Source organism: Bradyrhizobium ottawaense (assembly GCF_900099825.1).
GTDB lineage: Bacteria > Pseudomonadota > Alphaproteobacteria > Rhizobiales > Xanthobacteraceae > Bradyrhizobium > Bradyrhizobium ottawaense_A.
In genome coordinates, this window is the sequence record NZ_LT629693.1 from 2,291,822 (window position 1) to 2,316,357 (window position 24,536).

The 24,536-nt window shown below is 59.8% G+C and carries 24 protein-coding genes and 1 pseudogene; 11 read left to right on the plus strand and 14 right to left on the minus strand.

What is annotated here, in order from left to right; all coding sequences use genetic code 11:
* Positions 1-364: 364 nt before the first annotated feature.
* From BLR13_RS10635 to BLR13_RS42570, 4 genes are all read right to left on the minus strand, one after another.
* Positions 365-1,312 (minus strand): LysR family transcriptional regulator, encoded by a 948-nt coding sequence (locus tag BLR13_RS10635; RefSeq protein ID WP_074824662.1) that lies wholly within the window; start codon positions 1,310-1,312, stop codon positions 365-367.
* Between the two features lie 15 nt (positions 1,313-1,327).
* Positions 1,328-1,468, minus strand: coding sequence for a hypothetical protein (locus BLR13_RS40055; protein ID WP_154070841.1), 141 nt, complete (start codon positions 1,466-1,468; stop codon positions 1,328-1,330).
* A 312-nt stretch (positions 1,469-1,780) separates the two neighbouring features.
* Positions 1,781-4,267 carry a CoA transferase gene (locus BLR13_RS10640; RefSeq protein ID WP_074824659.1) on the minus strand — a complete coding sequence of 829 codons (2,487 nt, stop codon included), beginning with the start codon at positions 4,265-4,267 and terminating at the stop codon, positions 1,781-1,783.
* A gap of 10 nt (positions 4,268-4,277) precedes the next feature.
* Positions 4,278-4,436 carry a 3-keto-5-aminohexanoate cleavage protein gene (locus tag BLR13_RS42570; RefSeq protein WP_079586430.1) on the minus strand — a complete coding sequence of 53 codons (159 nt, stop codon included), beginning with the start codon at positions 4,434-4,436 and terminating at the stop codon, positions 4,278-4,280.
* Between the two features lie 385 nt (positions 4,437-4,821).
* Here BLR13_RS42570 and BLR13_RS10650 point away from each other — a divergent pair, with 385 nt between their 5' ends.
* A complete protein-coding gene (locus tag BLR13_RS10650; RefSeq protein ID WP_074831670.1) occupies positions 4,822-6,036 on the plus strand; it encodes an ABC transporter substrate-binding protein in 1,215 nt (404 codons plus the stop codon).
* A gap of 93 nt (positions 6,037-6,129) precedes the next feature.
* Here BLR13_RS10650 and BLR13_RS10655 read toward each other — a convergent pair whose 3' ends face one another.
* The 3 genes from BLR13_RS10655 to BLR13_RS10665 form a co-directional block, all read right to left on the minus strand.
* Positions 6,130-6,630, minus strand: coding sequence for an alpha/beta hydrolase fold domain-containing protein (locus tag BLR13_RS10655; RefSeq protein ID WP_074824656.1), 501 nt, complete (start codon positions 6,628-6,630; stop codon positions 6,130-6,132).
* A gap of 150 nt (positions 6,631-6,780) precedes the next feature.
* Entirely contained in the window at positions 6,781-7,677 is an 897-nt protein-coding gene (locus BLR13_RS10660) for an AtpZ/AtpI family protein (RefSeq protein WP_143039760.1), read from the minus strand.
* 403 nt (positions 7,678-8,080) lie between these two features.
* Positions 8,081-8,632 (minus strand): TetR/AcrR family transcriptional regulator, encoded by a 552-nt coding sequence (locus BLR13_RS10665; RefSeq protein WP_074831669.1) that lies wholly within the window; start codon positions 8,630-8,632, stop codon positions 8,081-8,083.
* Positions 8,633-8,854: 222 nt separating this feature from the next.
* On the opposite strand from BLR13_RS10665, the gene BLR13_RS10670 reads away from it, so the two are divergent.
* The 4 genes from BLR13_RS10670 (at position 8,855) to BLR13_RS10685 (ending at position 13,581) form a co-directional block, all read left to right on the plus strand.
* Complete coding sequence (locus BLR13_RS10670) at positions 8,855-9,544, plus strand: antibiotic biosynthesis monooxygenase family protein (RefSeq protein WP_074831667.1); 690 nt, start codon at positions 8,855-8,857, stop codon at positions 9,542-9,544.
* A gap of 279 nt (positions 9,545-9,823) precedes the next feature.
* Positions 9,824-10,597: an SDR family NAD(P)-dependent oxidoreductase gene (locus BLR13_RS10675; RefSeq protein WP_074824651.1), complete on the plus strand. Its 774-nt coding sequence runs from the start codon at positions 9,824-9,826 to the stop codon at positions 10,595-10,597.
* A gap of 33 nt (positions 10,598-10,630) precedes the next feature.
* Entirely contained in the window at positions 10,631-11,872 is a 1,242-nt protein-coding gene (locus BLR13_RS10680) for an alkene reductase (protein ID WP_244525137.1), read from the plus strand.
* Between the two features lie 101 nt (positions 11,873-11,973).
* Positions 11,974-13,581, plus strand: a complete 1,608-nt coding sequence (locus BLR13_RS10685; protein ID WP_197679540.1) for an MFS transporter — start codon at positions 11,974-11,976, stop codon at positions 13,579-13,581.
* On the opposite strand, the gene BLR13_RS10690 is transcribed toward BLR13_RS10685, so the two are convergent.
* Complete coding sequence (locus BLR13_RS10690; protein ID WP_074824647.1) at positions 13,578-14,342, minus strand: hypothetical protein; 765 nt, start codon at positions 14,340-14,342, stop codon at positions 13,578-13,580. The genes BLR13_RS10685 and BLR13_RS10690 overlap by 4 nt on opposite strands.
* A 62-nt stretch (positions 14,343-14,404) precedes the next feature.
* On the minus strand, positions 14,405-15,265 hold the full coding sequence (locus BLR13_RS10695; protein WP_074824644.1) for an alpha/beta fold hydrolase: 861 nt from the start codon (positions 15,263-15,265) through the stop codon (positions 14,405-14,407).
* Positions 15,266-15,366: 101 nt separating this feature from the next.
* On the opposite strand from BLR13_RS10695, the gene BLR13_RS10700 reads away from it, so the two are divergent.
* On the plus strand, positions 15,367-15,903 hold the full coding sequence (locus BLR13_RS10700; protein WP_074824641.1) for a TetR/AcrR family transcriptional regulator: 537 nt from the start codon (positions 15,367-15,369) through the stop codon (positions 15,901-15,903).
* A gap of 127 nt (positions 15,904-16,030) precedes the next feature.
* Here the strand turns inward: BLR13_RS10700 and BLR13_RS10705 are convergent, their stop codons facing one another.
* The 4 genes from BLR13_RS10705 to BLR13_RS10720 form a co-directional block, all read right to left on the minus strand.
* On the minus strand, positions 16,031-16,609 hold the full coding sequence (locus BLR13_RS10705; RefSeq protein WP_079587916.1) for an alpha-ketoglutarate-dependent dioxygenase AlkB: 579 nt from the start codon (positions 16,607-16,609) through the stop codon (positions 16,031-16,033).
* Between the two features lie 172 nt (positions 16,610-16,781).
* Complete coding sequence (locus BLR13_RS10710) at positions 16,782-17,288, minus strand: DUF1993 domain-containing protein (RefSeq protein ID WP_074824636.1); 507 nt, start codon at positions 17,286-17,288, stop codon at positions 16,782-16,784.
* A gap of 61 nt (positions 17,289-17,349) precedes the next feature.
* Positions 17,350-17,799, minus strand: coding sequence for a UBP-type zinc finger domain-containing protein (locus BLR13_RS10715; protein ID WP_171944975.1), 450 nt, complete (start codon positions 17,797-17,799; stop codon positions 17,350-17,352).
* Positions 17,800-17,963: 164 nt separating this feature from the next.
* Positions 17,964-18,710, minus strand: a complete 747-nt coding sequence (locus BLR13_RS10720; RefSeq protein WP_074831664.1) for an isocitrate lyase/PEP mutase family protein — start codon at positions 18,708-18,710, stop codon at positions 17,964-17,966.
* A gap of 614 nt (positions 18,711-19,324) precedes the next feature.
* Between BLR13_RS10720 and BLR13_RS10725 the strand changes: the two genes are divergently transcribed.
* Positions 19,325-20,356, plus strand: coding sequence for a hypothetical protein (locus tag BLR13_RS10725; RefSeq protein ID WP_079586427.1), 1,032 nt, complete (start codon positions 19,325-19,327; stop codon positions 20,354-20,356).
* A 150-nt stretch (positions 20,357-20,506) separates the two neighbouring features.
* Here the strand turns inward: BLR13_RS10725 and BLR13_RS10730 are convergent.
* Positions 20,507-20,821, minus strand: a pseudogene (locus tag BLR13_RS10730) (PAS domain-containing protein); the annotation flags it as partial.
* A 253-nt stretch (positions 20,822-21,074) separates the two neighbouring features.
* On the opposite strand from BLR13_RS10730, the gene BLR13_RS10735 reads away from it, so the two are divergent.
* The 4 genes from BLR13_RS10735 to BLR13_RS10750 all read left to right on the plus strand — a co-directional run bounded on the left by BLR13_RS10735 (position 21,075) and on the right by BLR13_RS10750 (position 24,520).
* A complete protein-coding gene (locus tag BLR13_RS10735; RefSeq protein ID WP_074824630.1) occupies positions 21,075-21,449 on the plus strand; it encodes a response regulator in 375 nt (124 codons plus the stop codon).
* 138 nt (positions 21,450-21,587) lie between these two features.
* On the plus strand, positions 21,588-22,430 hold the full coding sequence (locus BLR13_RS10740) for a transglutaminase domain-containing protein (RefSeq protein WP_074824628.1): 843 nt from the start codon (positions 21,588-21,590) through the stop codon (positions 22,428-22,430).
* A 181-nt stretch (positions 22,431-22,611) separates the two neighbouring features.
* Positions 22,612-23,400 (plus strand): alpha/beta fold hydrolase, encoded by a 789-nt coding sequence (locus BLR13_RS10745; protein WP_074824624.1) that lies wholly within the window; start codon positions 22,612-22,614, stop codon positions 23,398-23,400.
* Positions 23,393-24,520 (plus strand): PAS domain-containing sensor histidine kinase, encoded by a 1,128-nt coding sequence (locus BLR13_RS10750; protein WP_074824619.1) that lies wholly within the window; start codon positions 23,393-23,395, stop codon positions 24,518-24,520. The genes BLR13_RS10745 and BLR13_RS10750 overlap by 8 nt, the downstream gene beginning before the upstream one ends.
* Positions 24,521-24,536: the final 16 nt, after the last annotated feature.

Sequence of the window (24,536 nt, forward strand, 5' to 3'; positions counted from 1 at the left end):
AGGGCAGGATCTGTCGACCGCGCGGCGGTCAGGGCGCACTGTTGCGTATCCAGTGCAGGGGAACACAGTCGGGCGATCGGTCGCTCGCGCGGCCGCCGCATCACCAATGCGCTGACAAGCGGGTGTACCGTCCCAGCGCCTTCAATGCTGGAGGGCGGCCGGCACCCAAAATTCCGCCGAGTGCATTCGACGATGGAAAAATTGCCTCGCTTGGCCTTTCGCGACCGCAACGGTATCGAGCACATGTTAGGTCGCCTCAAGGACTTCCCGCCGCATCGTTACTTACCATGACCGGAATGCACGTAACTTCCTCGCCGCCGTTTGCCTGCCACAACGGTCAGTTATTGGTCGTGACTCACGAATCTTATTGCTTGCGCCTGACCAGCTTGCGTTTTCGCTGTTCGCCCAATAGCCAATCCTTTGATTGAGAGAACTCGTCTTCAAGGAATCGCCGTACCTCTCGCGTGAGTTTTCTAAGATCGCTTTCCCGCCGACGCAACAGCCAAACATTCATCGAGGTGGATTCCTGAGGAAGCACCCGGACAAGGTTCTCAGCCAACGCAAACGGAACGGCAAGAAACGCCAAACCAAGTCCTTCTGCCACGGCTTCGAAGCGGCTCGCCATTGGCGAGACGTCCAATACACTCCGCGCCTCCGCGGCTGCTCGGAAGCGGGTCAACAATGGCATCTGGCCGGCACGTTCACTTTGCATAGTGGGAAAATCAGAAGCAGAGCCGATGATGTCATGATCTTCAAGCTCCGCCAGCGACCGCGGCGCCGAATGTATGGCCAGATATCCTTCAGATGCGAACAGCCCAAACGATACATTCGCTACCCGTTTTCCAATCAATTCACTTTCACCAGGATCCCCCATCCTGATGACGAAATCGAGATCGCTCGTGGCGACGCCTTGCTGTTGAACCGTCGCCGTAATTTCGAGGTGAACGCGATTGTTCAGATCGCGCAGTTTCTTTACGCGCGGCAAGAGCCAATGCTTCGTTAACCCCTCTGTTGCGGATATTCGCACAACCGACGATCTTCGACCAACGTGTGAGCGAAGGTCACGATGAAACGATTCAAACGCGAGCATCATATCACCTGCAGAGCTGCGAAGATCCTCACCCTCCTGTGTCAGTTTGACTCCCGACGGTGTGCGAAAGAATAGAGGGGCTCCAACATAGCGTTCTAGCTCTCTCAGGCGCCGGCTTAGCGTAGGTTGACTCATACCAAGACTATCAGCAGCGCGATTCACGCTGCCGCTTCGGGCAACAGCAAAGAACAGTCGGAACAGGTCCCAGTTTGCGTCTGCCACACCGCAAGCCCAGCTTCACATGGTCATTCGACGGTAATCACGTACCAGCGCATGCTTCAATGTACGTAGCTTGCGTTCGCCGCCAGGATGGGTTTTCGGCGCGGCGAAGCGTCCGCTAAAATCGGAGCGAACCGGCGCAATTGAATTAGTCATCATTCGGCGTTTTCCATTGCAATTCTGAGTAGCGCATCGACCGCACTTCGCGTCGGCGCAATATACATTTTCGGCAGCATTTTTGCCAGCGACTGGGCCATCCAATTGTGGGATCCCTTATCGCATCTCCTCATTCTCGCGGACGCAATCCCGCCTGAGGTTAGCAATCAAATTCAATAATTCGCGGCTAGACAATCGACGATCGCGCCGACACCGGCGTCGGCCCGCCCTGGACCTGATCTGCTGACAATGTTGCCGATTTGATTAGTACTTCGACGCGAAAGCTACGAACTACGTCTTGCGGCCAGCGCGCCGTTATCGTGGCAGATAGTGCTTGTGGAGCGGCCAACCATCTGCCACGACATTACGACTTGTGAGTTCGTCGATTTCAGCGCTCGAAAGGCCGATGGCGGCGAGCACCGACCTCGTGTCGGCTCCTGGCCAACGCGCAGGCTCAAGCCGGCCTACAACACGCGATCTCAGCCTGTACCATGTTGGAAGGGGAAGATTCGTGCGGTGTCCGCTCGGGTGTGCAGATTCGATCATGGCGACGGATTCAGGATTTACATCGCAGTGCAAGCTTGACAACGTACATTTGCTCCGTAACTCATCGAGACGAGTGATCGGAACGATAGATGCGGAAGGTGTGCCTTCCAACCGTTTGGTGAGCTGGCTAACGCTGGAAGCCGCTATCGCGGCTACTAGCTCCGCGTCCGTCGCATTCTTGGCACCGATCTTTTCTGCCGCAGCTGCTATGTCTGATTTCCGACAAGCGAGAAAAATCCAGCCGTCGCGTGCTTTGTACGTACGATAGTGTGGACCATAGCCGGTTGCCTGTTGACCGCTAGGTTCCAAGGCATCGTCCTTCCCATCCGTCGATACCACAAACGGGAATTGCACGAGCTGAGCGCCCATGGACAGCGACGTCCGCACGTAGGACCCGCCGCGACCCAGAGTTCGAGCAATCAACGCATGCGCGATGCCCGATGCCGCGCTAAAGCCCGTGATGTAGTCAACGCACGAGGCAATTCCGTGCATCACCGGCGCATCGGGGGTGCCATAGCGAGCAGTGATTCCGGTTGCCGCCTGAAGAACCGGATCGAAAGCGGGGAATTCTTTGTATAGTCCTCCGTCGGGACCTCCCCAGGCGCTGACCTGGCAGACTACAATATCCGGATTGATTGACCGGAGCTGTTCGTCAGAGAGACCGATGCCAGCGACGGACCGATCGAGGAAGTTATGTATGACGACGTCGGTGTTTTGGATCATGCGCTCCAATAGACGCCGGCCCTCAGCCGACTTCAGGTCCAAGATCGCCGCGCGCTTTCCCTGATTTACGTCGACGCCGGTCCACATCAGCAGGCGTGGCCCGGCCTGCGGCGCCGGCGGGTCGATTCGTGTGACATCGGCGCCAAACTCAGCGAGCGTCCTCGCCGCCGACGGTCCTGCAATGACATTGGAGAAATCGAGGACCCGGAAGCCAGAAAGTATCTTCTTCGAAGAATCCGAGCCGGTGGCAGGAGGGAACGAGATTGAGGCCGATGTCCAGACACGTTCGGAGGCGTCACTCCGGCGTGACCGGAGAGACGGCGATTGTATGTCGCCTCCCTTGATCGACACGTAGCGACCCGCTTGCATCGTAGAGCCTAACTCGGGATCTGTGAGCGCGGCCACGTTGCCACCCTCCCGGGCTACCGCCCAATTCAGCCACTCCTTCGATGTTCGAACGACCGCCGCAGGGACACCTGCCTGACCGAAAGCCACTTCCCATTCATGCGCAGGTTTTTGTTTGAGGCGCTCCGCTATTCCTCGCCGGACACGCTGCTTCCAATGCGGGCTCAATCCAACAGAGTCACTAAGGTTATTGCCGTCTCCCCCTTCTTCCCAGGGGCTGCCGAGGACCATGCCCTCGGCGATCAGTTCGTCGAGCAGATCCAGCACCTCAAGGCCGGCTCTTGCAAGATGGGCGTGGTCGGCGGCGGTGATGTACAGCAACCTGCCGTCGGCGCAAAGATAATTACTGGCCTGTGGTCGAGAGGATTGACCGAGATATGCTTGCAAGGTGGCGCGGTGCGCCGGAGTGAGGTGCGTCGACAGATCGCGCAGAATCGGGAAAGCTATTTCACTCATCGCCTTCTCAATCGGCGGCAAATCATAGCGCTGGGGCAAGCCCTCGATTTTCATGGCGAGCACCCCCATAGCCGACATCAACGCGTCCGCAAGCGGCACTTCGACTTGTTGTCCTGCCCCGGTTCTTACGCGGTGCAAGAAAGCCATGGAAGCGGCTATTGCCGCATGGACGCCACCATAGGCGGAGGCCACGGGCAAAGCGGAAAAAATCGGCGGACCGCCGAGGACTGGTCCGAACGCATGGATATCGGTATACCCGCCCAGGGCTGCCGCAATGGAGCCTTCCCACGAAGCTAGATCCTCTTGACGGCTACCCTTGGCGAACCCGGGCATGGACACATAGACGATTTGAGGATTGCTCGTGGCGATGGTCTCATAGTCGAGGCCAAAGCGCCGTGCACGGTCGAATCCTAAATTGTCGATAATGATGTGTGCACTCATAGCCAAGGATCGCGCTTCACGTTGCCCCGCCTCACTCTTGAGGTCCATGCTCAAGGAGCGCTTGCCACGGCCAAGATGAGCCTCCTCTAGGCCCACTACGCGGTCCGGTCGATTGATCTCGATAACCTCCGCCCCTTGGTCAGCAAGCAGCATCGATGCCACACGGCCAGCCCAGATACCGCCCAGATTCAAAACACGAACACCGCTGAGCGGATGCGTGGCAGACGACATTGCAGACTCCTCATGATGGGCTCAGCATCTCGCGAACCTGTCGTGGCGAAGCGATTTGGGCACCAAGGTCTTTGATGATCCTTCTAGCCGTTTCGACCAGCGAGGCATACGAGGTCGCGAGTTCGACCATTGCTAGGTAGACCGTATCCTCTACTTCGGGCGTGGCCACCGGCCAAGACAGACTGTGCGACCATTCGCAGCATGCGGTCGTGCAAGTAGAGCAGCCCCAGCGGCATATTCGCTACCCAAATTATGGATCGGGGTTATTCAGTGATGACTGGCCCCGTGCGTCGGATCGCTCTCCGCATAACATTCGCGCTGCGAACATCTAGCCATCGCAGTGGAAATTAACCCTGCTTCAACCTGCTAAATCAAACGGGTCGGAAGCGGCGAGTGCCAACACACACGAAACTCACAGTCGTTCGTCACAATTGAATAACCCCAGTTCAATCTTTTGATTGGCGCACGAACGAGCCGCTGGTTTGGTTATGCCCGATGAAAATCACAAAAAGAAGAAACGCGCCGCATCCGCGGCGCGTCGGGAGGATCAGACAATGCGGACTATCGTTGGCCTTGCGTTAGTCGGCTTGCTCGCAGGCGCCTCGGGCGCGGCCGCGCAGGTCTCCGACGATGCCGTCAGGATCGGCGTCATGTCGGACCAGAGCGGCGTCTATTCCTATAGCACCGGCCGCGGCACGATCGAAGCCGTGAAGCTCGCGATCGCGGATTTCGGCGGCAAGATTCTTGGCAAGCCGATCGAGTTCGTCACCGGCGACGATCAGGACAAGCCGGACGTCGCCAACGCCATGGCGCGGAAGTGGATCGACCAGGACAAGGTCGACGTGGTGCTGGCCGGCGGCAGCACCCGCACTACAATGGCCGTGCTCAATGTCGTAACAGAGAAAGACCGGACGCTGCTGGTGTCCGGTTCTGGCTCGCCCGACATCACCGGCAAGCTGTGTCATCCGAACGTGACGCACTGGGCCTTCGACACGTACAGCCTAGCTTCCACCGTGGGACGCTCGGTCGCTGCGCAGGGCGGTAAGAGCTGGTTCTTCATCACAGTTGACCTGTCCATCGGCCAGGCGCTGGAACGCGATACCGCAAAGTTTATCGAGGCCGGCGGCGGTAAGGTGCTCGGCGACGTACGCCATCCGCCCAACTCGGCCGACTTCGCCTCTTTCTTGCTTGCGGCCCAGAGCTCCCGCGCCCAGATCGTCGGCCTCGCCAATGCTGGCAGCGATCTCGTCAACACCATCAAACAGGCCGGCGAGTTCGGCATGACCGACGGTGGCCAGCGCCTTGCAGCGCTGTTCATGTATGTCAATGACGTGCAGTCGCTTGGACTTGCCGTTGCCCAGAACACGCTCGGCGCCACCTCGTTCTACCACAACCTCAATGATGCGACGCGGGCCTGGACCGCGCGCTACCGTCAGGCATTCCCCGGCAACAACCTGCCCAACATGGTTCAGGCTGGCGCCTATGCCGCCGTCACGCATTATCTGAAGGCGGTACAGGCGGCAGGCACTGATGCCGCCGCTCCGGTCGGCAAGAAGATGCGTGAGATGCCGGTCAACGACTTTTTCAACAAGGACGTCGTGATCCGCGCCGACGGTCGCGTGCTGCCCGACATGATGCTGTGGCGGGCCAAGACGCCCCAGGAGTCCACTGGGCCGATCGACCTTCTCGCGATTCTGGAGACGGTGCCCGGGGCCCGCGCATTCAGGCCTGAAGCCGAAAGCGGGTGTCCGTTGCTGAAGAAGCAGTGAGCAACTCGCCGTTCGTCGCAGGGGCAGCGTGCGGTGACCAAAGCCATGGGCGATAACCAGCTTCACAGGCAACAATATGCTAACATCGCGGTGTCACCCCCGAGCAAATTGCTCCCTGACATACTGTCCCACGCGGTCTATTGCGCTTTGCCCTTCTGGCAGGATGGCCGCGAAAAAGGGCCAGACGTGGAACATCCCCTCCCAGATTTCGAGCGTCACTTCGACGCCCACATTCTTTGCGCGTTCGGCAACCCGCCGAGAGTCGTCCAGTAGCATTTCCTCGGTTCCCACCAAGATCAAAAGTGGGGGCAACCCAGAATGCTCTCCGTACAGTGGAGACGCCAGCGGATGATGCGGATTTCCTTCCGGACCAAGATATCGCAAGGCATGCGCGTTCGTCGTGTCAATGCGGATGACGGGGTCTCGGTCCCGATGCGTAACGATCGTGCCGCCGGTTTTTGCAAGATCGGTAGAAGGCGAGAAGAGGATTGCGGCGCGTGGTTGTTCGATGTCTTTTTCTTTCAGTGCCAGCATGAGTGCCAGAGCGAGCCCTCCACCGGCTGAGTCCCCCGCAATGATAATATTCTCAGGCAAATGTCCTCCAGCCGAACAGGGGCGCGCGGGCCTTGCCGGCCTGGCTCTACGCGCTCCGCTCCCCGAGCCGCGCTTTGCCTCGTCTCGGCCCATGCGGGTGACGATCCCTCGCGCAAGGATCGAATGACTTTTTAGCGGCGACCCCGCTCACTAACGCGCGGACGGAGAATCAAGCATTCCGCCTATCTCGACCGTCTTGCCCGCACTCTTCGGGGCCTTCGCCAGGATGGGAAGAAGAACCTTATCGGCCTCCTCTATCTCCCGGCTAGATGTGTCAGCCTCAGTAATTCGCCGAATTGCCTGCAAATCACGTATGAGTTTTATGCGTGTGGCAATCAGCATTGGATGTTTGACGAGCGTCTTCTGCCTTTCGTTCTCAGGATTGCCGGTCCTCGCTTCGAGGGCGACCGTGGCGAAACGGGTGATCAATAACGCCGACTGATAATTGTCCAGGGACTTGCCGCCTGAAGATAACGCCTCTTTCTCCGCGAGAAATACTCTGCACCGGTTCGCTAGCGTGCCCGGATTAAGATCCGAAAAATCGGTTTCCAGGGCGGCCTTATCGGGCTCGGAGATCGAGTCATATGTCTTGACAAACTCGTCAGCATCTTTTGCCAGGATGACTATCTGGTCACTGTCTGAAATACGGGAGATCGGCGGTTTCAGAATAAACTTGATTTCCTTTCCCGTAGCACCGAGCGCCTGCAATCTTGCACGCATCATAACAAGGCGGAATGGTGATGCCGAGGCGGTCACGTCAACATCATCTGGCGCAATCAAATCGGCTAAGAAGGGCCGGGAGATTATTGCGGCGACCATGAATATCAAGCAGGACAAGCAGAGCGTTCCGAGACCCAGGCCGATGACGTGAAGCTTTTCCTTATTGTGCGGTTTGCTGAAGTCCATTTTCAGAAGTGAATAACCGCCAGCGCCGCCGATTACGCCGAACAGGAGCGGCAGCACCGTAACAACGACCGGACTCTGCGACCAGGCGATCCAGACACCCAGCAACGCCCCGAGGGCCCCCATAGCGAATGCAACTTGCATGGTCATCCCTCCCGCGAACACACCTTAAGGATATCCGTTGCAGACTATTTCAATCATGGCCCAAGGCAAGCGCCGTAAATGAGGTGAAGTCCTCACTTCAAATTGCCTGCCTCGCCGGAAAATGAATTGGACGAGCAGTTCAGGGGAGAAGCGATCACGGGAGAAGCGGCATGAGCTCGCCGCAGTTTCTCGTATCGCTCTCAGGTTTCTTACGGAGCGGGTGGCGACGATGAGCCACAATTAGACAGCCAGGATCTGGCGGCCGGGCGGAGCTGGGCCGGGCGAATATGAAGGGGAGCGGTTACTTCTCCTACCGCGGCTCGGTCACGGATCGCGCTCCTGCCGAGCGGTCCCTCATTAGCCGTGATTTCGAAACGGAATTCACGCGGCGCGAGTTCGAGGCTTACTTCGAGCGTTGGCGACCAGCTTTCGCCGGCGCGGGCTTCCACAACCGGGTGAACTCACGCGTCGCTCGATCGTATGTCGCGAAGTCATTCACTGCATTGGCCACCACCAATGCGCCCGTGATCGTTGCCAGCAATTGCGAGGCCTCATCCGACGAGAGGCCCTCCTCCACGAGCTTTTCGTGACACATCTTGAAGAACTTCTTTACTTCCGCTGATACTTCCGGCGGCAGATCCATGGATGATGCACCGAGGACGGCGCATGGACACATGCGATCCTCTGAGTGCAAGGTCCCTCGGAACGCTTTCACCCAAACCTTCACCGGGTTTGGCTCCTTCTGGAGCTCTCGTTCGATCAAATCCGCCGTCTGTGCGGTATAGCGCTGAATGACGGCTGCAGCGAGGTTCTCCTTCGTCGGAAAATGATAGTGGACGCTAGAACTCTTGACGCCCACGTCGACTGCAATCTCTCGAAAACTGAAACCGTTGAAGCCGGCCTTCCGCATTCGCCGCTCAGCGGCGTCCATGATGGCGGCGGCGACGTCACTCATTGAGTCTGCTCCCGTGGCTACCTCTCGATAGGTAGGGCTTACAGAGATCAAAAACAATGCCTGTCAGTCTATCTATCGGTAGGGCATAATGCTAAGCAAGGCAGCGAACGTCTGTCGCAAGCCTGATCTTCGGGCCCTTGGCCGGGCTTCGGCCCGTCGATCGCGGCAGGAAGACATCACCCCTCCCTCGGGCACGAACCTCAAGCAAGCTGGGTGATCAAGATGTTCTCGGTGATCTTCGAAGTCCATCCCAAGAAAGAGCAATTCGACCTTTACCTCGCTCTTGCGAAAGACTTGAAGCCGATCCTGGAAGGCATCGACGGGTTCATCGACAACGAGCGCTTCGAAAGCGCGCGTCGGCCAGGGTGGATCCTGTCGCATTCCACATGGCGAGACGAAAAGTCCGTTGTGAGATGGCGCACCGTCGCCAAGCACCACGAGACTCAACAGCGCGGTCGTGACGACGTCTTTCAAGATTATCATTTGCGGGTCGGCGAAGTCGTGTCGGATACGGCGCCTCCCAACGGCGTACCTCTGGTCGAACAGCGTTTGGACGAGACGGAAGTCGGCGCCGGGAAGTTTGCGACGCTTACCGAGGTTTTGCCATCGGCGACTGGAGCAGGATCACTGGCCCCGTCGGAGTTCGCTGACCGCTTGTCGCTCGATCGAACACACTCGGCCCCGATCGACTACGATGTTTTCTCAAGCATCTACAATGCGGGAAAACTTGCATTGTTGGCGAGTTGGCGCGACCGCAACTCCGCTGAGCAGTTTGAACCACAGCTCCCTACCGAGGCCGACGCTGTTCGTCATCGCGTCGTACGCATCGTGCGTGACTACGGCATGTTCGATCGACGTGAAAGCCCACAATATTATCCTGACATTCCACGTGGCCCGACGACGCGCAGATAGGACTCCGTCGTTCGCGAAAAACAAAGCCGGCCGCAAGTCCGAGGAACCCAGGCATTCGAGGGCCCGAGTCATGGATCGGCCGTTCCGCGCTCGCGGCTTGCATCCCTCTCTCTGCTCGGCGAAGCGACATCGAGGGAAGTCGTTCAGTAATTCTTCCGCCGCCCGTCACGACGTTGTTCCTCTCTATCGATAGATCAGACTTGACGCATCCAGTTTCCAGAGTTAATTCTCCGAAGCTCATCAATCTATCGATAGGTAGAATAACACAGGAGGGTTGCCATGCGTTTTCAGGACAAGGTCGCGATCGTTACAGGAGGCAGTTCAGGCATCGGCAAGGAAGTGGCGACCCGATTTGTCGCTGAAGGTGGATCTGTCGTCATCATCGGACGCGATGCCGCCAAAGCTGAAGCCGCAGCCAAGCAAATCGACGCGACCGGAAAGCGTGCTATCGCCCATGTAGGCGACATTTCCCTGCCGGCGACCGGACAAGCAGCGGTGAAGGCAGCGCTAGATCGCTTTGGCCGTCTGGACGTCCTGTTCAACAACGCCGGCATCTTCGGGCCGAAGCCATTCCTCGACGTCACCGAGGATGAATACGATCGTTTCCTGAGCATCATCCTCAAGGGCAAGTTTTTCGTCGCACAAGCGGCCGCAAAAGCCATGAAGGCTGCCGGCCGCGGCGGCGCGATCGTGCAGACCGGCTCCATGTGGGGCCTGCAGGCGATCGGCGCCACGCCCTCGTCCGCTTATTCAGCGGCCAATGGTGGCGTCCATGCGCTGGTCAAGAACCTCGCGATCGAGCTCGCCCCAGACAAGATCCGCGTGAATGCGATCGCGCCCGGCGTGATCGAGACCCCGGTCTTCAGCACATTCCTGACGCCGGAACAGGTGAAGACCGTTCTGCCGACCTTTAATGCAATGCATCCTCTTGGCCGAAACGGTCAGCCCGCAGACGCGGCCGAGGCGCTTCTGTTCCTTGCCTCGGATCAGGCGAGTTTCATCACCGGTGTCATCCTTCCGGTCGACGGTGGCGTCATGGCTGGCAGGCAGTGATTGCTCGTGTGACCAGGTCGACGTCCGACATCGGTGATCCGTCCCGCGCCTGACCGCGCGGGGCCAACCTCCCCATCACGCCCCTCCCTTCCCTTTCCGGCGCAGGCCCGTCACGAACGGAGAATCCCAGTGGGTACAAACGTTCAAAAGAAACTCTTCACGCCCGTTCAAATCGGGCCCATCACACTGAAACACCGTGTCGTCATGCCGCCGATGAGCCGGCTACGGGCGCAGCCAGGGACGGGCATTCCGAGCGACTTGCAGCTCGAATATTATACGCAGCGTGCGTCTGACGGCGGGCTGATCGTCACGGAAGCGACGGCGATCGCGGCATCCGCGCGAGGTTACTACCATGCGCCCGGTCTCCACGCGGACGACCATGTGGCGGCCTGGAAACGGATCACGGATGCGGTTCACGCCAAGGGCGCATACTTCTTCACGCAGCTTTGGCACGCCGGCCGCACGACACACGTCTCGATCACGGGATCGCAGCCGGTTACGGCGTCTGTCGATCCGGCTTACTGGGCTGATCCGAGCATCGTCGTCGATACGCCTGATGGGTTTCGTCAGACATCGCCGCATCGAGCGCTGGAGACCGCGGAAATCGCCGGTGTTCTCGAACAGTACCGCGCGGCCGCCCAGAACGCGAAGAAGGCGGGTTTCGATGGTGTCGAACTGATGGCGGCCAACGGCCACCTGATGGATCAGTTTCTGCAGGACAACACCAACAAGCGGACCGACCAATACGGCGGTACGGTCGAGAATCGAATGCGTCTTCTCGTCGAGGTCGTCCAGACGTTGGCCGAGGTCTGGGGTGCGGATCGGGTCGGGGTTCGACTCGCGCCAAGCGGGACGTTCAACGGCATGGGCGACAGCAACCCCCGTGCGCTGTTCCGCTCGGTGGCAGAGCGGCTTGACGGCTTCGGGCTCGCGTATCTTCACCTCATCGAACCGCGGGTGAAGGGCGGTGAGACCGTTGCCGAAGCGCAGGCGCCGGTCGCAGCCCAGGAATTGAGCAAGATCTTCAAGGGACCAGTCATCTCGGCCGGTGGATTCAATCCGGAGACGGCCGAGGCAAGCGTGGTCAATGGCGATGCGAGCCTAATCGCCTTCGGCCGTCACTTCATCGCGAATCCCGACCTGCCCAGGAGGATCGAACTCGGCTTGCCGCTGAACCCATATGACCGCAGCACCTTCTATGGCTACACCGCGCGCGGCTACACCGACTATCCCGCCTACGAAGCGTCCTTACAGGCTCTGCTTCCCACTTCCTGATTGAGATTGCGAAAGTCCTGCCGATCGTCCGCGCGTCGGCAGGACCTCTTGTCGTTGATCTGCATAGCCGAGCTCATCGCGCGGGGTCGCGGAATAGCGGAATGGGTGGTTTCGTGCTCAGAAATGGCGAAAATAGTTTCGGTGAGGCAGCGGGACAGCCGCAGGCTGACGCCATGTCGCCGTCTTCGAGGGCTCGGTTCTCTGGCCGGAAGCTGCGCACGTTGCTTTGTTGTGCAGGCGCGCCCTTCCTCATCATGCTCGACACTAACATTGTCGCCGTCTCGCTGCCGTCCATTGCGCGCGACTTGCGCGGCGGATTTGCTGATGTCGAATGGGTCGTCAGCGCGTATATCCTTCCGTTCGCGGCTCTGCTGATGCCTGCAGGCGCCTTGGCCGACCGTCTTGGACGGCGGCGCATGCTGCTTATCGGGCTGTCGATCTTCACATTCGCCTCCTTTCTCTGCGGTGCGGCACCCAACCTCGCTACACTGAACGGGGCGCGCGCATTACAGGCGGTCGGCGCGGCGCTCCAACTGACGTCGTCGCTGGCCGTCGTCGCACACGGATTCGAACCTCACGAACGAGACCGCGTCTACGCGATCTGGGGCACCGTAATGGGCATGGCACCGCCTCTCGGTCCGATCCTCGGCGGCCTCGTTACGTCCTATCTGGGATGGCGATGGGCGTTTTACATCAATTTGCCGTTGGGCGCCGGATTGATCGTCCTCGCCCTGACGTCGGTCGCGGAATCTCGCGACCCGAAAGCGTCAGGCTTGGACTATCGGGGAATCCTCCTCTTTGGCGCCGGTCTTTTCGGCGTTGTGTGGGCTCTGATCGATGCAAATAGCATCGGCTGGGAAAGTGCGCCGACAATCATCAGACTCGCCGCAGGCGCGGTCCTGCTTGTGGCGTTCGTTTTTGCCGAACGCAAACACCCACGCCCGATGATCGACCTGTCGATATTCCGCGATCCGACCGTCACCGGAGCAGCCGTTGCTATGTTGGGTTACGCGGCCGCAGCACAAGTCATGATGACGATCCTTCCGCTCTATCTCCAGGATGCGTTTGTGCTTTCTCCGGCGATCACAGGTCTCGCAATGATACCTTTCGCATTGCCGCTGCTGATCGGTCCCAGCGTGGGCGGCAGGCTCGCGACGCGCATGTCCAGCCGTGCGATCCTGAGCTTCGGTCTCGGATTGGTCGCGCTTGGCAATGCGATCGCGGCAGCAGCCGTGCTGGCGGACCTATATTGGACGGCTGCGATCGGCATGTTCATCACTGGATCAGGCGCGGGCCTGCTAAACAGCGAGACGGCGAAAGCTCAAGTCAGCTCCGTTCCGCCAGAGCGCGCCGGGATGGCCTCCGGATTGGCAAGTACGACGCGGTTCATTGGCATCATCGCCGGTGTCGCGGGGCTGGGCGCAGTGCTCGCAGCCGTGGCCGAGGCCAGCCTTCGAAGGCTTGGAGCGCCACTCGTGCTCGATCAGAGGGTCGATTGGCACGACCTGAGCCTTCGGATCGTAGGTGGCGACGCGAGCGGTGCTTTGTCTGCTTTATCAGATCCGATTCGAATCGCCCTCCAAGGCACGGTGCACGCCAGCGTAGCAGCCGGCTTCGGTGCTGCACTCTCCGTTGCCGCGGTCGTCGCAGTTTTTGCAAGCCTGGCGAGTTGGCGGCTCATCCGGGCGGCTGGAACGCGCTCATCCTAAAGCGGGAGCCCCTCCGACGCCGCATACACGGCAACAGCGAGACCTGCCGGGCCCGCGCCGACGACGATCACGTCGTACGTCGTTCCAGGTTTGATATCGGGGACGATTCCCAGGCCAACTCCCGCCTCGGCATCGCTCGGCCGGCGGAGCACCGTCCCGTTTGGACAGATCAGGATCGGCAAATCGGCTGCCTGCACGCCGAGGCGCTCGACAAGGGCTTTGCCTTCAGTACCACCTGCATCGATCAGCGAGTACGGGTAGCTGTTCCGGGTAAGCAGGCCCCGAAGGCCAACCGTCGCCGGCGATCCCGCTTCTCCAAGGATGACCGAGCCAACGCTGTCCCCCTCCAACAGCGCGGCGCGCCGCAGGATGAAGGCCCGCATCATCAGTTCGCCGATGTCCGCGCTGCTGATGAGCAGAGCTCGAAGATGAGGGAGATCGAACGGATAGGCCGTGTACCCGTTCGGTCCCGCGCAGACCATGGCCAAGGAGGCATGCCCGGCAAGGTCACTTACTTCTCCGCTGAACTGACCCGGTCCGCCGGTGGCAAATATCCCCTCCCGGCCCAGACCATCCCGTCGGCTCGCAACGATGCCCCCCTCGACGACCAGCCACACGGCCATGTCCCGATCGCCGACATCGAGAAGCTTTTCGTCCGGTGCAAAACGCCGCTCAGGACCGCTCGCGAAACGAAGAGCGAACTGTATTTGAGCCGGAGTCAGCGTCGGAACGATTTGGGCCAGTCGGTCGTCCAGCAGCATACCAAGTGCCTCGCTGATGGGGATTCGGCTCGTGCGACGCCGAATCGTACGGGTCGGATTGGTCAGCCGGCCCAATGGCCGCGCAGCAGCCGATTGAATGCGTCCGCCCGCTCCTCAGGAAAGAAAAGCCGCGCTCCTGACAGCTCAACCGGCGGTCTCGCTCCTGGGATCGCCTCGGCCAGCCAGTGCGCCCATTTCACCGGAAAGTAGACATCGTCCGTGGCCCAGACGATCAGTGTCGGCGCCTTGAGCTGACGCAATTGGGGCTCGATGGCCAAAGTGTGTTTGTTGTCGAATGCGCCGACGAAGCGCTCCAGATCATGGATACGTTGCTCGTTGCGCAGGTGTGGCCGCAGGTAGATTTCGATATCTTCGTCCCTGACGGCTTCGGAGTGCTCGTAGGCTGGGCCAAGTGCACCTGGCGAGCGATAAATCGATTTGTCGCCGAGCATTGCGTTGAGGGTTTTGCTCAGCCCGCCGGCAGCAACCATTTCCACGAACGGTTTGAACGCTTTGGGCGGCCAGTTGTCCTGGGTATCACAGTTCGTGAGCGTCAGCGTCCGCACCCGATCCGGATTGAGCGCGGCGAAGATCTGGCAAATCCCTCCGCCGCTGTCGTTTCCGACCAGATCGACCTGATCTATATGCAGCGCGTCGAGCACTTCCTTCAGCATCTTCGCATTGGCGGTCACAGACACGTCCTGAGCGGCTGCGATTTCCGTGTCGCCGTGCGCAAGCAGGTCGACCGCGATGCAGCGCCGAAAATCTGAAAGCGCGCCGAGCTGGTAGCGCCACATGTGCTTGTTCAGCAGCACGCCGTGCACGAAGAGAGCGACCGGTCCCGATCCCACTTCCACGTAACCGATTCGGCCTGACGGCGTGTCGACGTGGCGAACGGCCGGCGTATCCTGTTCGTTGCTCATGAGGTCCTACTCCTACTCCGCTCTATCGATAGGTAGACCATGGGATAACTCTGGAAATCTCTGCCGTCAACGTCTATCTATCAGTAGAGATAGGAAATGCGATGAACGAGACGGCAGAGCGCCTGTTGGACCTGGCCGAGGCTCGCATCTGCGAGGCGGGCTACCGTGGCTTCAGCTTCCGCGATCTTGCAGCCGAGATCGGCATCAAGAGCGCCAGTGTCCACCACCATTTCCCGACGAAGGCGGGAATGGCCGCTGCGGTCGCGCGCCGATACGGGGATCGCTTCTTCGAACTGGTCGCGCGGCGGGGTGATGAGAGCGGCGACGAGGTGATTGCGATCTATCGATCCGCGTTTCGCAGCCCGATCGAACGGGATGGCCGGATGTGTCTAGGCGGCATGCTTGGCGCTCAAGCGGGCGGTCTACCGCCCGAGATCGTGCAGGAAATCGAGATGTTCTTTCGACGCTGCATCGACGACCTTTCGAGCAGAATTGGCGGAGCGGATGCTATGGCTCGGGCGTTCCATGTGATGGCGGCCTTGGAAGGAGGCTTGATTCTTGCGCGTGCCTATGGCGACATCTCCGCGTTCGATCAGGCGACTGCGGGGCTTACCGGGCCCACATTCGCAGTCGCCTGATGATCGCGCGAAAGCGCGCTGTCATGATCCCGGCTTCGGGCCGAAGCGACCTCACCATCGACGCGGACGTTTTGTCTGATCACTTCGCCCATCTATTCGCCGATCTGACAACAGCAATGGCGGAACGCTAATCGCTCGAGGAGCTTCGGCGAGAGCGAAACGTACGCAAGGTCACGGAGTAGCGCAGAACGTCCATCGGTGCGATGCTGTGCTGCCAGCTGTTCCGCACCGGGCCATGGAGCAAATACACCGATCGTGGTTCGACATGCGCGGACCGGCGCTCCCAGCCCTCCCCCACCCTCCGACGCAGCCGCAATGTGCAAGGTGCGAGAAACGACACTGCGACGATATCTTCATACGACGGCCGGTCGCGGTGCCAGCCGATTCCAGCGCCCGGCCCATACTCCGTCACCATGAGCTGCTCAAACGCCTCGGCCGGTACGCCACTGATCTGGCTTGCAACGTCGGTGAGCGGCAGAAGGTAATCGGGAATGCCCGCATCGGCGCGTGGCTCTTGGCCTGCGAAGACATACCTGTGCCCAAAGCTGTATATGCGGCGATTGCCCTGATGGCCGTGAAATTCGAAGGGCTTCAGGGGCAGCTTTTCAAATCGCTGAACGAGGCTCTTTTCGTCGGCGGTCGATATTACATCCGGGATATAGCGGAAACCGGCAGGCAGCTCAGGCTCCCCGAACAGGTCGTCCATGCTGCTGATGGGACTGCTGGTGTATTTCTTCGCTGAAGCGCGTTTCACGGGCATCGAATCTGGAGATTCTTCTTGGGGGCTCGACTTGTGGTGAGCGGACGGCTTGCCGCAGGGCGACCGCGCTCCCGATCGGCGCCGAGAGGGTCCGGGCAAGAAAGGAGAGCCTGTCTCGTCAAGCTTGGACAAAATTCATTGGCCCAAGGAAGTCCATTTTGCCGACGTCGACGCCGCCGTTGCGGAGGACCGCGTACGTCATCGCAATATGGAAGTAGACGTTCGGAATCGTTATCTGAAGCAGATAATCCTCGCCGCCGATGACCTTCCCGGGAACCCACGAAAGGCTGACTTTGCGGCCTTCTGCGCCTTCATATTGTGCTTCGTGTACGCTTTCGGCGAAATCGACAGTTTTCCGAACGCGAGCGCGCAGCTCTTCGAGGGTTTGCTCATTGTCTTCGTGTTTTGGCGGCGTCTGCCCGGAAAGCCAGGCAGCGGCTGCTTTGACATAATCGCAAGCGCTCTGCACCTGGTAGATCAAGGGCTTCATGTCGGGCGCGAGACGACCGTTCAACAGCTCACGGACGTCAAACTGCTTGGCAGATGCAAATTGGTCGGCCTTGTCGAGCAAGACCTCCACAGTCTTCAAGGACTGGACGCACTGCGAAACGACTTGATAATACATGGGATCTTCCTTCGCTGGATTTTGCGCTAGTGACGTGCTGATGTCGTCATAAGGCGGATGCTCATTCGTTGAGGTGATTCTCCCAATCCGCTGGGACGCGCCCCTTTGGTCCAGGCGAAGGCTGGTCAAGTGGCCGAGATCGCGGCAACGCCAGCCTGGGGCCGTAGAACGGCTTTTCGGTTCCATAGTTCCAGAACCAATCCTCACCAGGCTCGAAGCTTGTTACGATAAAGTGGCCAGTCTCGCGAAAATGCGCTGTAGCGTGCTGGTTTGGCGACGTATCGCAACAGCCGATGTGGCCGCATTTGGCGCAGCGCCGCAGATGGAACCACCATTGGCCAGCAGCAAGACACTCGACACATCCCGTTCCACTTGGAATGGCGTGAGGGTCAATGCCTTCTGATACGTCGCTCACTGCTGCTCCGCGTCCGCTCGATCCAGCGGGCGAATGCCCACCGTGTTGGGCTACCGGCGGCTTGTAATGCCGTCGTAAAGGGGGGCCGTTGCGCATTCAAACGGCCCTATAGAAAGGTCTTGGTCCACGTCCACGAGACGAAGATGAGGATATCTGGGCAAACGGCGCCGCGGAAGTTGGCTATCTTCGCGGCGCAAATCTTCTCACAATCCTTGCGAGGGCGTCGCGGGTTTGGCCGTCCTCCAGAGGTCGCAGGCAGATTACGAAAAGAGCTTTCTCGCCTTCTTCTGGAGAGCCTCCATCGCCTCGATGTACGGAATCGGCCCGTAGCTCACGCGGGCAACACCCAATTTCGCGAGCTTGTCATTCGATGGGACGCCTTCCATGACCATAACGTTGACCGGCAGCGTCGCTTCCTCAGCAATCCGACGGATATGGTCGGCCTCGATCAGCCCGGGAATGAAGAAGCCGGACGCGCCGGCCGACGCGTATGCCTTCGCTCTGTCCAGGGCTTCGTCGACATCGCCGCTGTTACCTAAGAACACATCGGTCCGTGCATTGATAAAGAGAGGAACGCCCTTGTGTTCGGCAGCATGTCGGATCGCCGCAATTCGCTTCGCCTGCCGATCAACGTCGTAGAGCCCTTTCCCCTTGACCACGCGGTCCTCGAAATTGATCCCGATGATTCCCAGATCAAGCAGCTTGGAGATGTTCGAGGCTAGTTTGCGATCATCGTCGCTGTAGCCGCCTTCGAAGTCGACGGTCACAGGCACGTCAACTGCCGCCACGATCCGCTCGACGATCTGCTCGGCAAGAGGAAGCGGAAGGTCCTCGCCGTCCTCATACCCCTGCGCAGTGGCGACAGACCAACTGCTCGTCGCGATCGCCTCCGCACCGGCCTCGACGATCGTTTTCGCACTGCCTGCATCCCACGCGTTGTAAAGTATCACTGGCGTTCCTTTGACATGAAGGGCGGCAAATTGTTTGGCTTTCTTGGTCTGGCTCACTGTCATCCTCCCGTTCATAGATTGCACGATGGTGAAATCGCAGACGGACTTGGAGTCGAAGCCGCGCTTGCGCACGCCACCAGCGTGACCCGCCGCGCAGCACTGAGCGGCGGGCTACGATCAAATGCCACGCGCCGTTGCGCAGCCTGACTATCTATCGATAGATCGCTGGTTTGATACGACTCCTGTTCAGCTCTGTCAACATCTATCTATCGATAGAACATCGCTCGAGTTGCTCTCGTCCGCCCGGAGGTCTTGCTGCCAAGGCGATGAACGAGATGGCTGCGCTGGATATTACCGCCTCCCCAGGGGTGGCAGTCCGCTCTATCGCGTCGAAGCGGCGCGCGCGATTGCCAGGCCAGATGCGATAAGACGCCGCCTAACACTGGTTTGACGATGTCGCAACAGAAGCCTAGCGGGTTGCTTTCATTGGGTCGCTGGACGGCTAAGTCGTGAATAAAGAGCAGATTTATCTATACCCGTCCCATAGCAAACCGCGGCGCCTGTGCAATGCGTTGCGCTTGTCCGCCTGAGATAAACGCCACGCGTACAACATTTATCGCAATTGGCCGGATTGGGATTCGTCTCAAATGCACTCTGGACGGAGCGAAGCCATGAACCAGGACAGGCCGGGTCCGCACGATCTTCTCGCGCGGGCCTATCTCGACATGCTGGCCGCCAAAGCTGGCGCGAACAGCGGACCGCTGCTGCGCAGCGGCGATGCCGACGACCCGATCGAGCGGCTGATCAACGACTTGGCCACCGCACCTGAATCCGTCGGCCGAACCTCCATTCGAGCCGATCTGGCGGCCGCCGCGGTGCTCGTGGCGCGCGCGATCGAGCCGGTCGATGAACTGACCCGCGACCTGCGGCGAGGCTGCCCGGTGGTCTCACTTGCCACTCACGGCGCCGAAGTGGTTTCCCTGGCTCGCCAAGTGCTAAAGACCTGCGCGTTCGGCGCCGAGGCCAAGGTGCTGGACGAGCGAGGCTTCGATCACGGACCGATCCGCCCGGTATTGCTGCTAGCGAGGGACGGCACCTCCAACGAGCACAAGGCGGAGCGTGGGAACGACTCGGTTGCACAGGCCCTGCACGCCCGCGCCCCGGTGTTTGGCCTGGCGCCCGACCCGCGCCGCCACTTGCCGCGCGACTTGCTTCGCGCAGCCGAGCACCATCTCGCGCTGAGCCAGCTCGACGGCTCCGGCGTCGCGCTGGTGATCGAGGCGGTGACCGGGCGGTCCCCGAGCGCGGCGCTCGACGACCAGCTCGTCCGGGCCGTCGACATCTCCGACCTCGCGCTTTCAGTCCGCTCCGACCGCACCGCCGACGAGTGCGTCGAACGGCTGCAACGAATCGTCGCAACGAAATCGTTCTTCGATCACCGTGGCCCCGCGCTGGAGGAGCTCGCCGGCTACGGCGCCGCCCGGGAATGGGGACTCAACCTCGTGAACGATCTGCGCGAATATCGCGCCGGACAACCGCCGGGCGGCCAAGCGATGCACCTCTTTTCGAGCGATGGATCCATGAACAGGAACCGAGGGGTATCGCACCGCCTTATGCCTCATAGGGCCCGCCTTTTTTCAGCAGAACCGCAACGACGTCGCCGCAGCTTTGGGCGCGGTCCGCACCGCAAGCGAGATCCTTAAACCGCTGCTCTCAGGGGGCCACGTGCGTTCGGCCGGCCGCCTGGCGGGGGCGTTCCGAGCTATCGGACGCGTGACCATCGCCGACCAGATTCTGGAGAGCATGAGAGCGCTTCACCACGATGTCCGCGAGGCCTGGCCCGGGAAATTACAACCCTGGCCGCGGGCTGAAACCCACCTGACCTCCTCGCCGAGCATGATGCGGAAATCGATTTCGTACGCGCCGACGATTGCACGGGGGGCCGAAAATGCCGCTCTTACGCGGTCACGATCGGCTGGGTGAATATGAGCCGATAGGTCGTCGAACGTTACGTACTCGCTCTGCGGCACGCCCCAGAGATCGAAAGCCCTTTCGTCCATCGTAAATCGATTGGTGTCGACGTTCGACGACCAGAGCGCGACGCCCGCGCCGAAGCTGTTCGGCGTCCCACACCGGTCGCGCGGCCTTCTCCGTCCGGCATTCCCAATCCTTTGGTGCTGGAGCCCGGCCGGCTGAGCCAACCCCTTGCGTTTCCATGGATTCCCCCTCGGCAACAATGAACTTTTTTTGGCGTAATCGATTGATCCCAAGCAATGCCAAGCCGCATTTGCGGCAGAAATTTCGGTGGGAGACCTGCGATGCAGCCAAGAGACCAACTCCGCTTACATCCAAAAGGTTCGAGGAAACCCCTGCTTAAATCCAGGTGAGAACCCGGTTTTCAGATCTGAGAAGTGATTGACGATGATTTCAGGAACGAAACGAGCGGTCATTCTCATTGTCGAAGACGATGTGTTAATCCGGATGGATGCGGCCCAGATGATCGCTGGAGGCGAATTCGACGTTATCGAAGCTGCCAATGCTGACGAAGCAATTGATATCCTCGAAACGCGCTCAGACATCGCCGTCGTGTTTACCGACATCCAAATGCCCGGCAGTATGGACGGCCTCAAACTGGCCGCTGCGGTGAGAGATCGCTGGCCGCCGATCAAAATCGTTGCGACTTCCGGCCATGTCACAATCGGTCATGATGACCTGCCCGACGGCGGACGCTTTTTGCGAAAGCCCTACAGCCCTGCCGAAATCTTGAATACACTTCGTGAAGTGGTCGCCCAATAGGAAGCCGGGGGAAAGGACTGGTGCCTCGTTCCGGCCCGATGGCCGCTGAAACATAGATTCGCTTAAAATTCGATCACTATTTCCCGGAACAAACCTCGCCGCCTGCGCTTTTCAAACGCAACCAATCAGGAGGCTTCGGTGCAAATTCGGGCAGGCTACGACATTGCTTTTCAGTGTCCTCGTGCAGTTCCCATGGTGTTCATGCTCACCACCCATCCTTCACGCGATGGAGACATTCTGAGCGATCAGTCGATGCACTTTTCGCCGAATGTGGACGCGCGCGACTACTTCGATCCTTACGGAAACATCTGCACCCGCTTCGTCGCCCCGACCGGCCTACTGGAGGTCCGCAGCGAGTTCATCGTCGAGGACAACGGCCTTCCCGACGAAGTGTGTCCAGCAGCGCAACAGGCCGACGTAGCGGCATTGCCCCCTGACATTCTTCCCTTCCTGCTGGCTAGTCGTTACTGCGACACCGAAAAGCTGTCGAACCTTGCGTGGTCACTTTTTGGCGGCATCCAGGGCGGCTGGCAGCGGGCGCAGGCGATCTGCGAGTACGCTCATGACCGCATCGAATTCGGCTACCATCATGCGCGGGCGGACCGCACCGCCTCGGAAGGGCATGAAGAACGGCGTGGCGTCTGTCGTGATTTCGCTCATCTTGCCGTAGCACTTTCCCGATGCATGAACATTCCTGCCCGGTACTGCACTGGCTACCTCGGCGACATCGGCGTTCCAGCCGATCAGGCTCCCATGGACTTCAGCGCATGGTACGAGGTGTTTCTCGATGGTCGCTGGTTCACCTTCGATGCGAGGCACAATCATCCCCGCATTGGGAGGATATTGATCGCGAGGGGACGCGACGCGGCCGATGTGGCTATCTCAACAGCTTTCGGTCCGGCCCACTTGGTGCGTTTCAACGTGATAACCGAGGAGCTAAAGGAGGTCAGTCAGGATAGCTTGCTGAAGGAAGCAGCCTAAGCCCGGATCTCGCCGGCCCGAGCCCAGTCCCAGTCCTTGACTAGCGCCGGCAGTATCCAAGCTGCCGCACTCTATTGGTCAGGTAGCACTGTCGCTTGCTGCTCCGGGTCGCCTGCGCAACTGCGCTGGTATTTGACGGGCGGATAGGCTTAAAACTGACGAGCTCAATCAGGGACCAGGCATGGATGTATCGGCAAGAAACAACGTCCACGTGAGCGGGCGGGGTGAACGTGGCATCGTGTTCGCCCATGGCTTCGGCTGCGATCAGAACATGTGGCGCTTCGTGGCGCCCGAATTCGAGAACGACTTCAAAGTCGTGCTCTTTGACCACGTCGGCGCCGGAGGTTCGGACCTTTCGGCCTACGACAAGGCGAAGTATTCTACGCTCCACGGCTACGCCGACGACGTCGTGGAAATTGGCCGCGAGCTAGGCTTGAAGGACGCCATCTTCGTCGGCCATTCGGTCAGCGCGATGATTGGCGTCCTGGCCTCGTTGAAGGCTCCAGATCTATTCGGGCGGATGGTATTGGTCGGCCCCTCCGCCAGGTACATAGATGACGGCGACTACGTGGGCGGCTTTAGCGAAAAGCAAATCGCGGAGCTTCTCGAATTCCTTGAAGACAACCACATGGGATGGTCCGCCGCGATGGCGCCTTCCATCATGGGCAATCCAGATCGTCCCGAACTCGGCGAGGAACTGACCAACAGCTTCTGTCGGACCGATCCGGAGATCGCAAAGGCATTTGCGCGCGTCACCTTCACATCCGACAACAGAGGCGATCTCGACAAGGTCACAGTCCCAACCCTGATCCTTCAGTGCAGCGAGGACATCATTGCCTCGGAGGAAGTCGGAAAGTTCGTGCGCAGCCGAATTCCGGGCAGTGAGATCGTGTTCCTCAAGGCAACCGGGCACTGCCCAAACCTGAGCGCGCCGGCTGAGGTCGTCTCGGCCATCCGGGCGTATGTCTGAGTCCGGGCCCACCGACGACTACCGGGATCTGTTCGAGCACGCCCCTTGCGGTTATCTCACGATCGGATCCGATGGGCGCATAACGAAAGTCAACGCCACCCTCGTGGCCTGGACAGGTTTTGAAGCCGACAGATTCGTCGGCCGACGCCTCCATCAATTCCTGAACATGGCGGGTCGTATTTACTACGAAACCCACATCGCGCCCTTGCTGCGGATGCAAGGTTTCTTCAGCGAGTTTGCGCTGGACTTTGAGACCGCCGCCGGCGAGCGGCTGCCGGTGATCGCCAACGCAGCCGAACGCCGCGCCGCCGATGGCGAGCTGTTGTTCACGGCCCTGGTAGTCATCAAGGCGACCGACCGGCGGCGCTACGAACGCCAATTGATGGATTCGAGGTCGGAGTTGCAGAAAGGACTCGCGACCGAGCGGGAAACCGCGGAACTGCGCGAGCAGTTCATAGCCGTGCTTGGTCATGACCTGCGCAATCCGCTTGCGGCCATTAGCGCCGGAGCCAGGATCCTGCAGCGGTCGGGGGCGCTTCAGCAGCAAAAGGAACTGCGTGTCCTTGATATGATCAATTCGACCGTCACCCGTATGTCCGACCTGATCGACAACATCCTGGATTTCGCGCGTGGGCGGCTAGGCGGCGGCATCAAGTTGAACCGCGACGCCAACCGGCCGCTGGAGCCTGTTTTGGAGCAGGTCGTCGACGAATTGCGGACGGCATCTCCCCAGCGCGTGATCGAGACTAGCTTCGAAATAGCGGAGCCCGTAAATTGCGACCGCACGCGGATCGGACAATTGGTGTCGAATTTGATTGGCAATGCTCTCACCCACGGAGCTCGGGACCAGCCCGTACGCGTCGGAGCTAGAACCGAAGGCGGCGAATTCATCCTATGGGTTGCGAATGCCGGCGAACCAATTCCAGCAGCGGCGATGGAAAAGCTTTTTGAGCCGTTCTTTCGGGGCGACGTCCGCGACAGCCGTCAGGGTCTCGGACTGGGGCTCCATATTGCTTCGCAGATCGCGCAGGCGCATGGCGGCCGGATCGACGTGACGTCCACGCCGGATGAAACCCGGTTCGTCTTCACAATGCCGCTCACTCCATCAACATCAACCTGAACACCCGCCCAACGCT

Excerpts from the sequence above, each read along its gene's own strand:
- BLR13_RS10710 (WP_074824636.1), bottom strand. The coding sequence starts at position 17,288 with ATGTATTATCAAGTCGTTTCGCAGTGCGTCCAGTCCTTGAAGACTGTG.
- BLR13_RS10745 (WP_074824624.1), top strand. The coding sequence starts at position 22,612 with ATGGATGTATCGGCAAGAAACAACGTCCACGTGAGCGGGCGGGGTGAA.
- BLR13_RS10715 (WP_171944975.1), bottom strand. The coding sequence starts at position 17,799 with ATGCGCAACGGCCCCCCTTTACGACGGCATTACAAGCCGCCGGTAGCC.
- BLR13_RS10650 (WP_074831670.1), top strand. The coding sequence starts at position 4,822 with ATGCGGACTATCGTTGGCCTTGCGTTAGTCGGCTTGCTCGCAGGCGCC.
- BLR13_RS10735 (WP_074824630.1), top strand. The coding sequence starts at position 21,075 with ATGATTTCAGGAACGAAACGAGCGGTCATTCTCATTGTCGAAGACGAT.
- BLR13_RS40055 (WP_154070841.1), bottom strand. The coding sequence starts at position 1,468 with ATGATGACTAATTCAATTGCGCCGGTTCGCTCCGATTTTAGCGGACGC.
- BLR13_RS10675 (WP_074824651.1), top strand. The coding sequence starts at position 9,824 with ATGCGTTTTCAGGACAAGGTCGCGATCGTTACAGGAGGCAGTTCAGGC.
- BLR13_RS10660 (WP_143039760.1), bottom strand. The coding sequence starts at position 7,677 with ATGCAAGTTGCATTCGCTATGGGGGCCCTCGGGGCGTTGCTGGGTGTC.
- BLR13_RS10665 (WP_074831669.1), bottom strand. The coding sequence starts at position 8,632 with ATGAGTGACGTCGCCGCCGCCATCATGGACGCCGCTGAGCGGCGAATG.
- BLR13_RS10670 (WP_074831667.1), top strand. The coding sequence starts at position 8,855 with ATGTTCTCGGTGATCTTCGAAGTCCATCCCAAGAAAGAGCAATTCGAC.
- BLR13_RS10690 (WP_074824647.1), bottom strand. The coding sequence starts at position 14,342 with ATGCTGCTGGACGACCGACTGGCCCAAATCGTTCCGACGCTGACTCCG.
- BLR13_RS10700 (WP_074824641.1), top strand. The coding sequence starts at position 15,367 with ATGAACGAGACGGCAGAGCGCCTGTTGGACCTGGCCGAGGCTCGCATC.
- BLR13_RS10725 (WP_079586427.1), top strand. The coding sequence starts at position 19,325 with ATGAACCAGGACAGGCCGGGTCCGCACGATCTTCTCGCGCGGGCCTAT.
- BLR13_RS10750 (WP_074824619.1), top strand. The coding sequence starts at position 23,393 with ATGTCTGAGTCCGGGCCCACCGACGACTACCGGGATCTGTTCGAGCAC.
- BLR13_RS10640 (WP_074824659.1), bottom strand. The coding sequence starts at position 4,267 with ATGTCGTCTGCCACGCATCCGCTCAGCGGTGTTCGTGTTTTGAATCTG.
- BLR13_RS10695 (WP_074824644.1), bottom strand. The coding sequence starts at position 15,265 with ATGAGCAACGAACAGGATACGCCGGCCGTTCGCCACGTCGACACGCCG.
- BLR13_RS10685 (WP_197679540.1), top strand. The coding sequence starts at position 11,974 with ATGGGTGGTTTCGTGCTCAGAAATGGCGAAAATAGTTTCGGTGAGGCA.
- BLR13_RS10705 (WP_079587916.1), bottom strand. The coding sequence starts at position 16,609 with ATGGACGACCTGTTCGGGGAGCCTGAGCTGCCTGCCGGTTTCCGCTAT.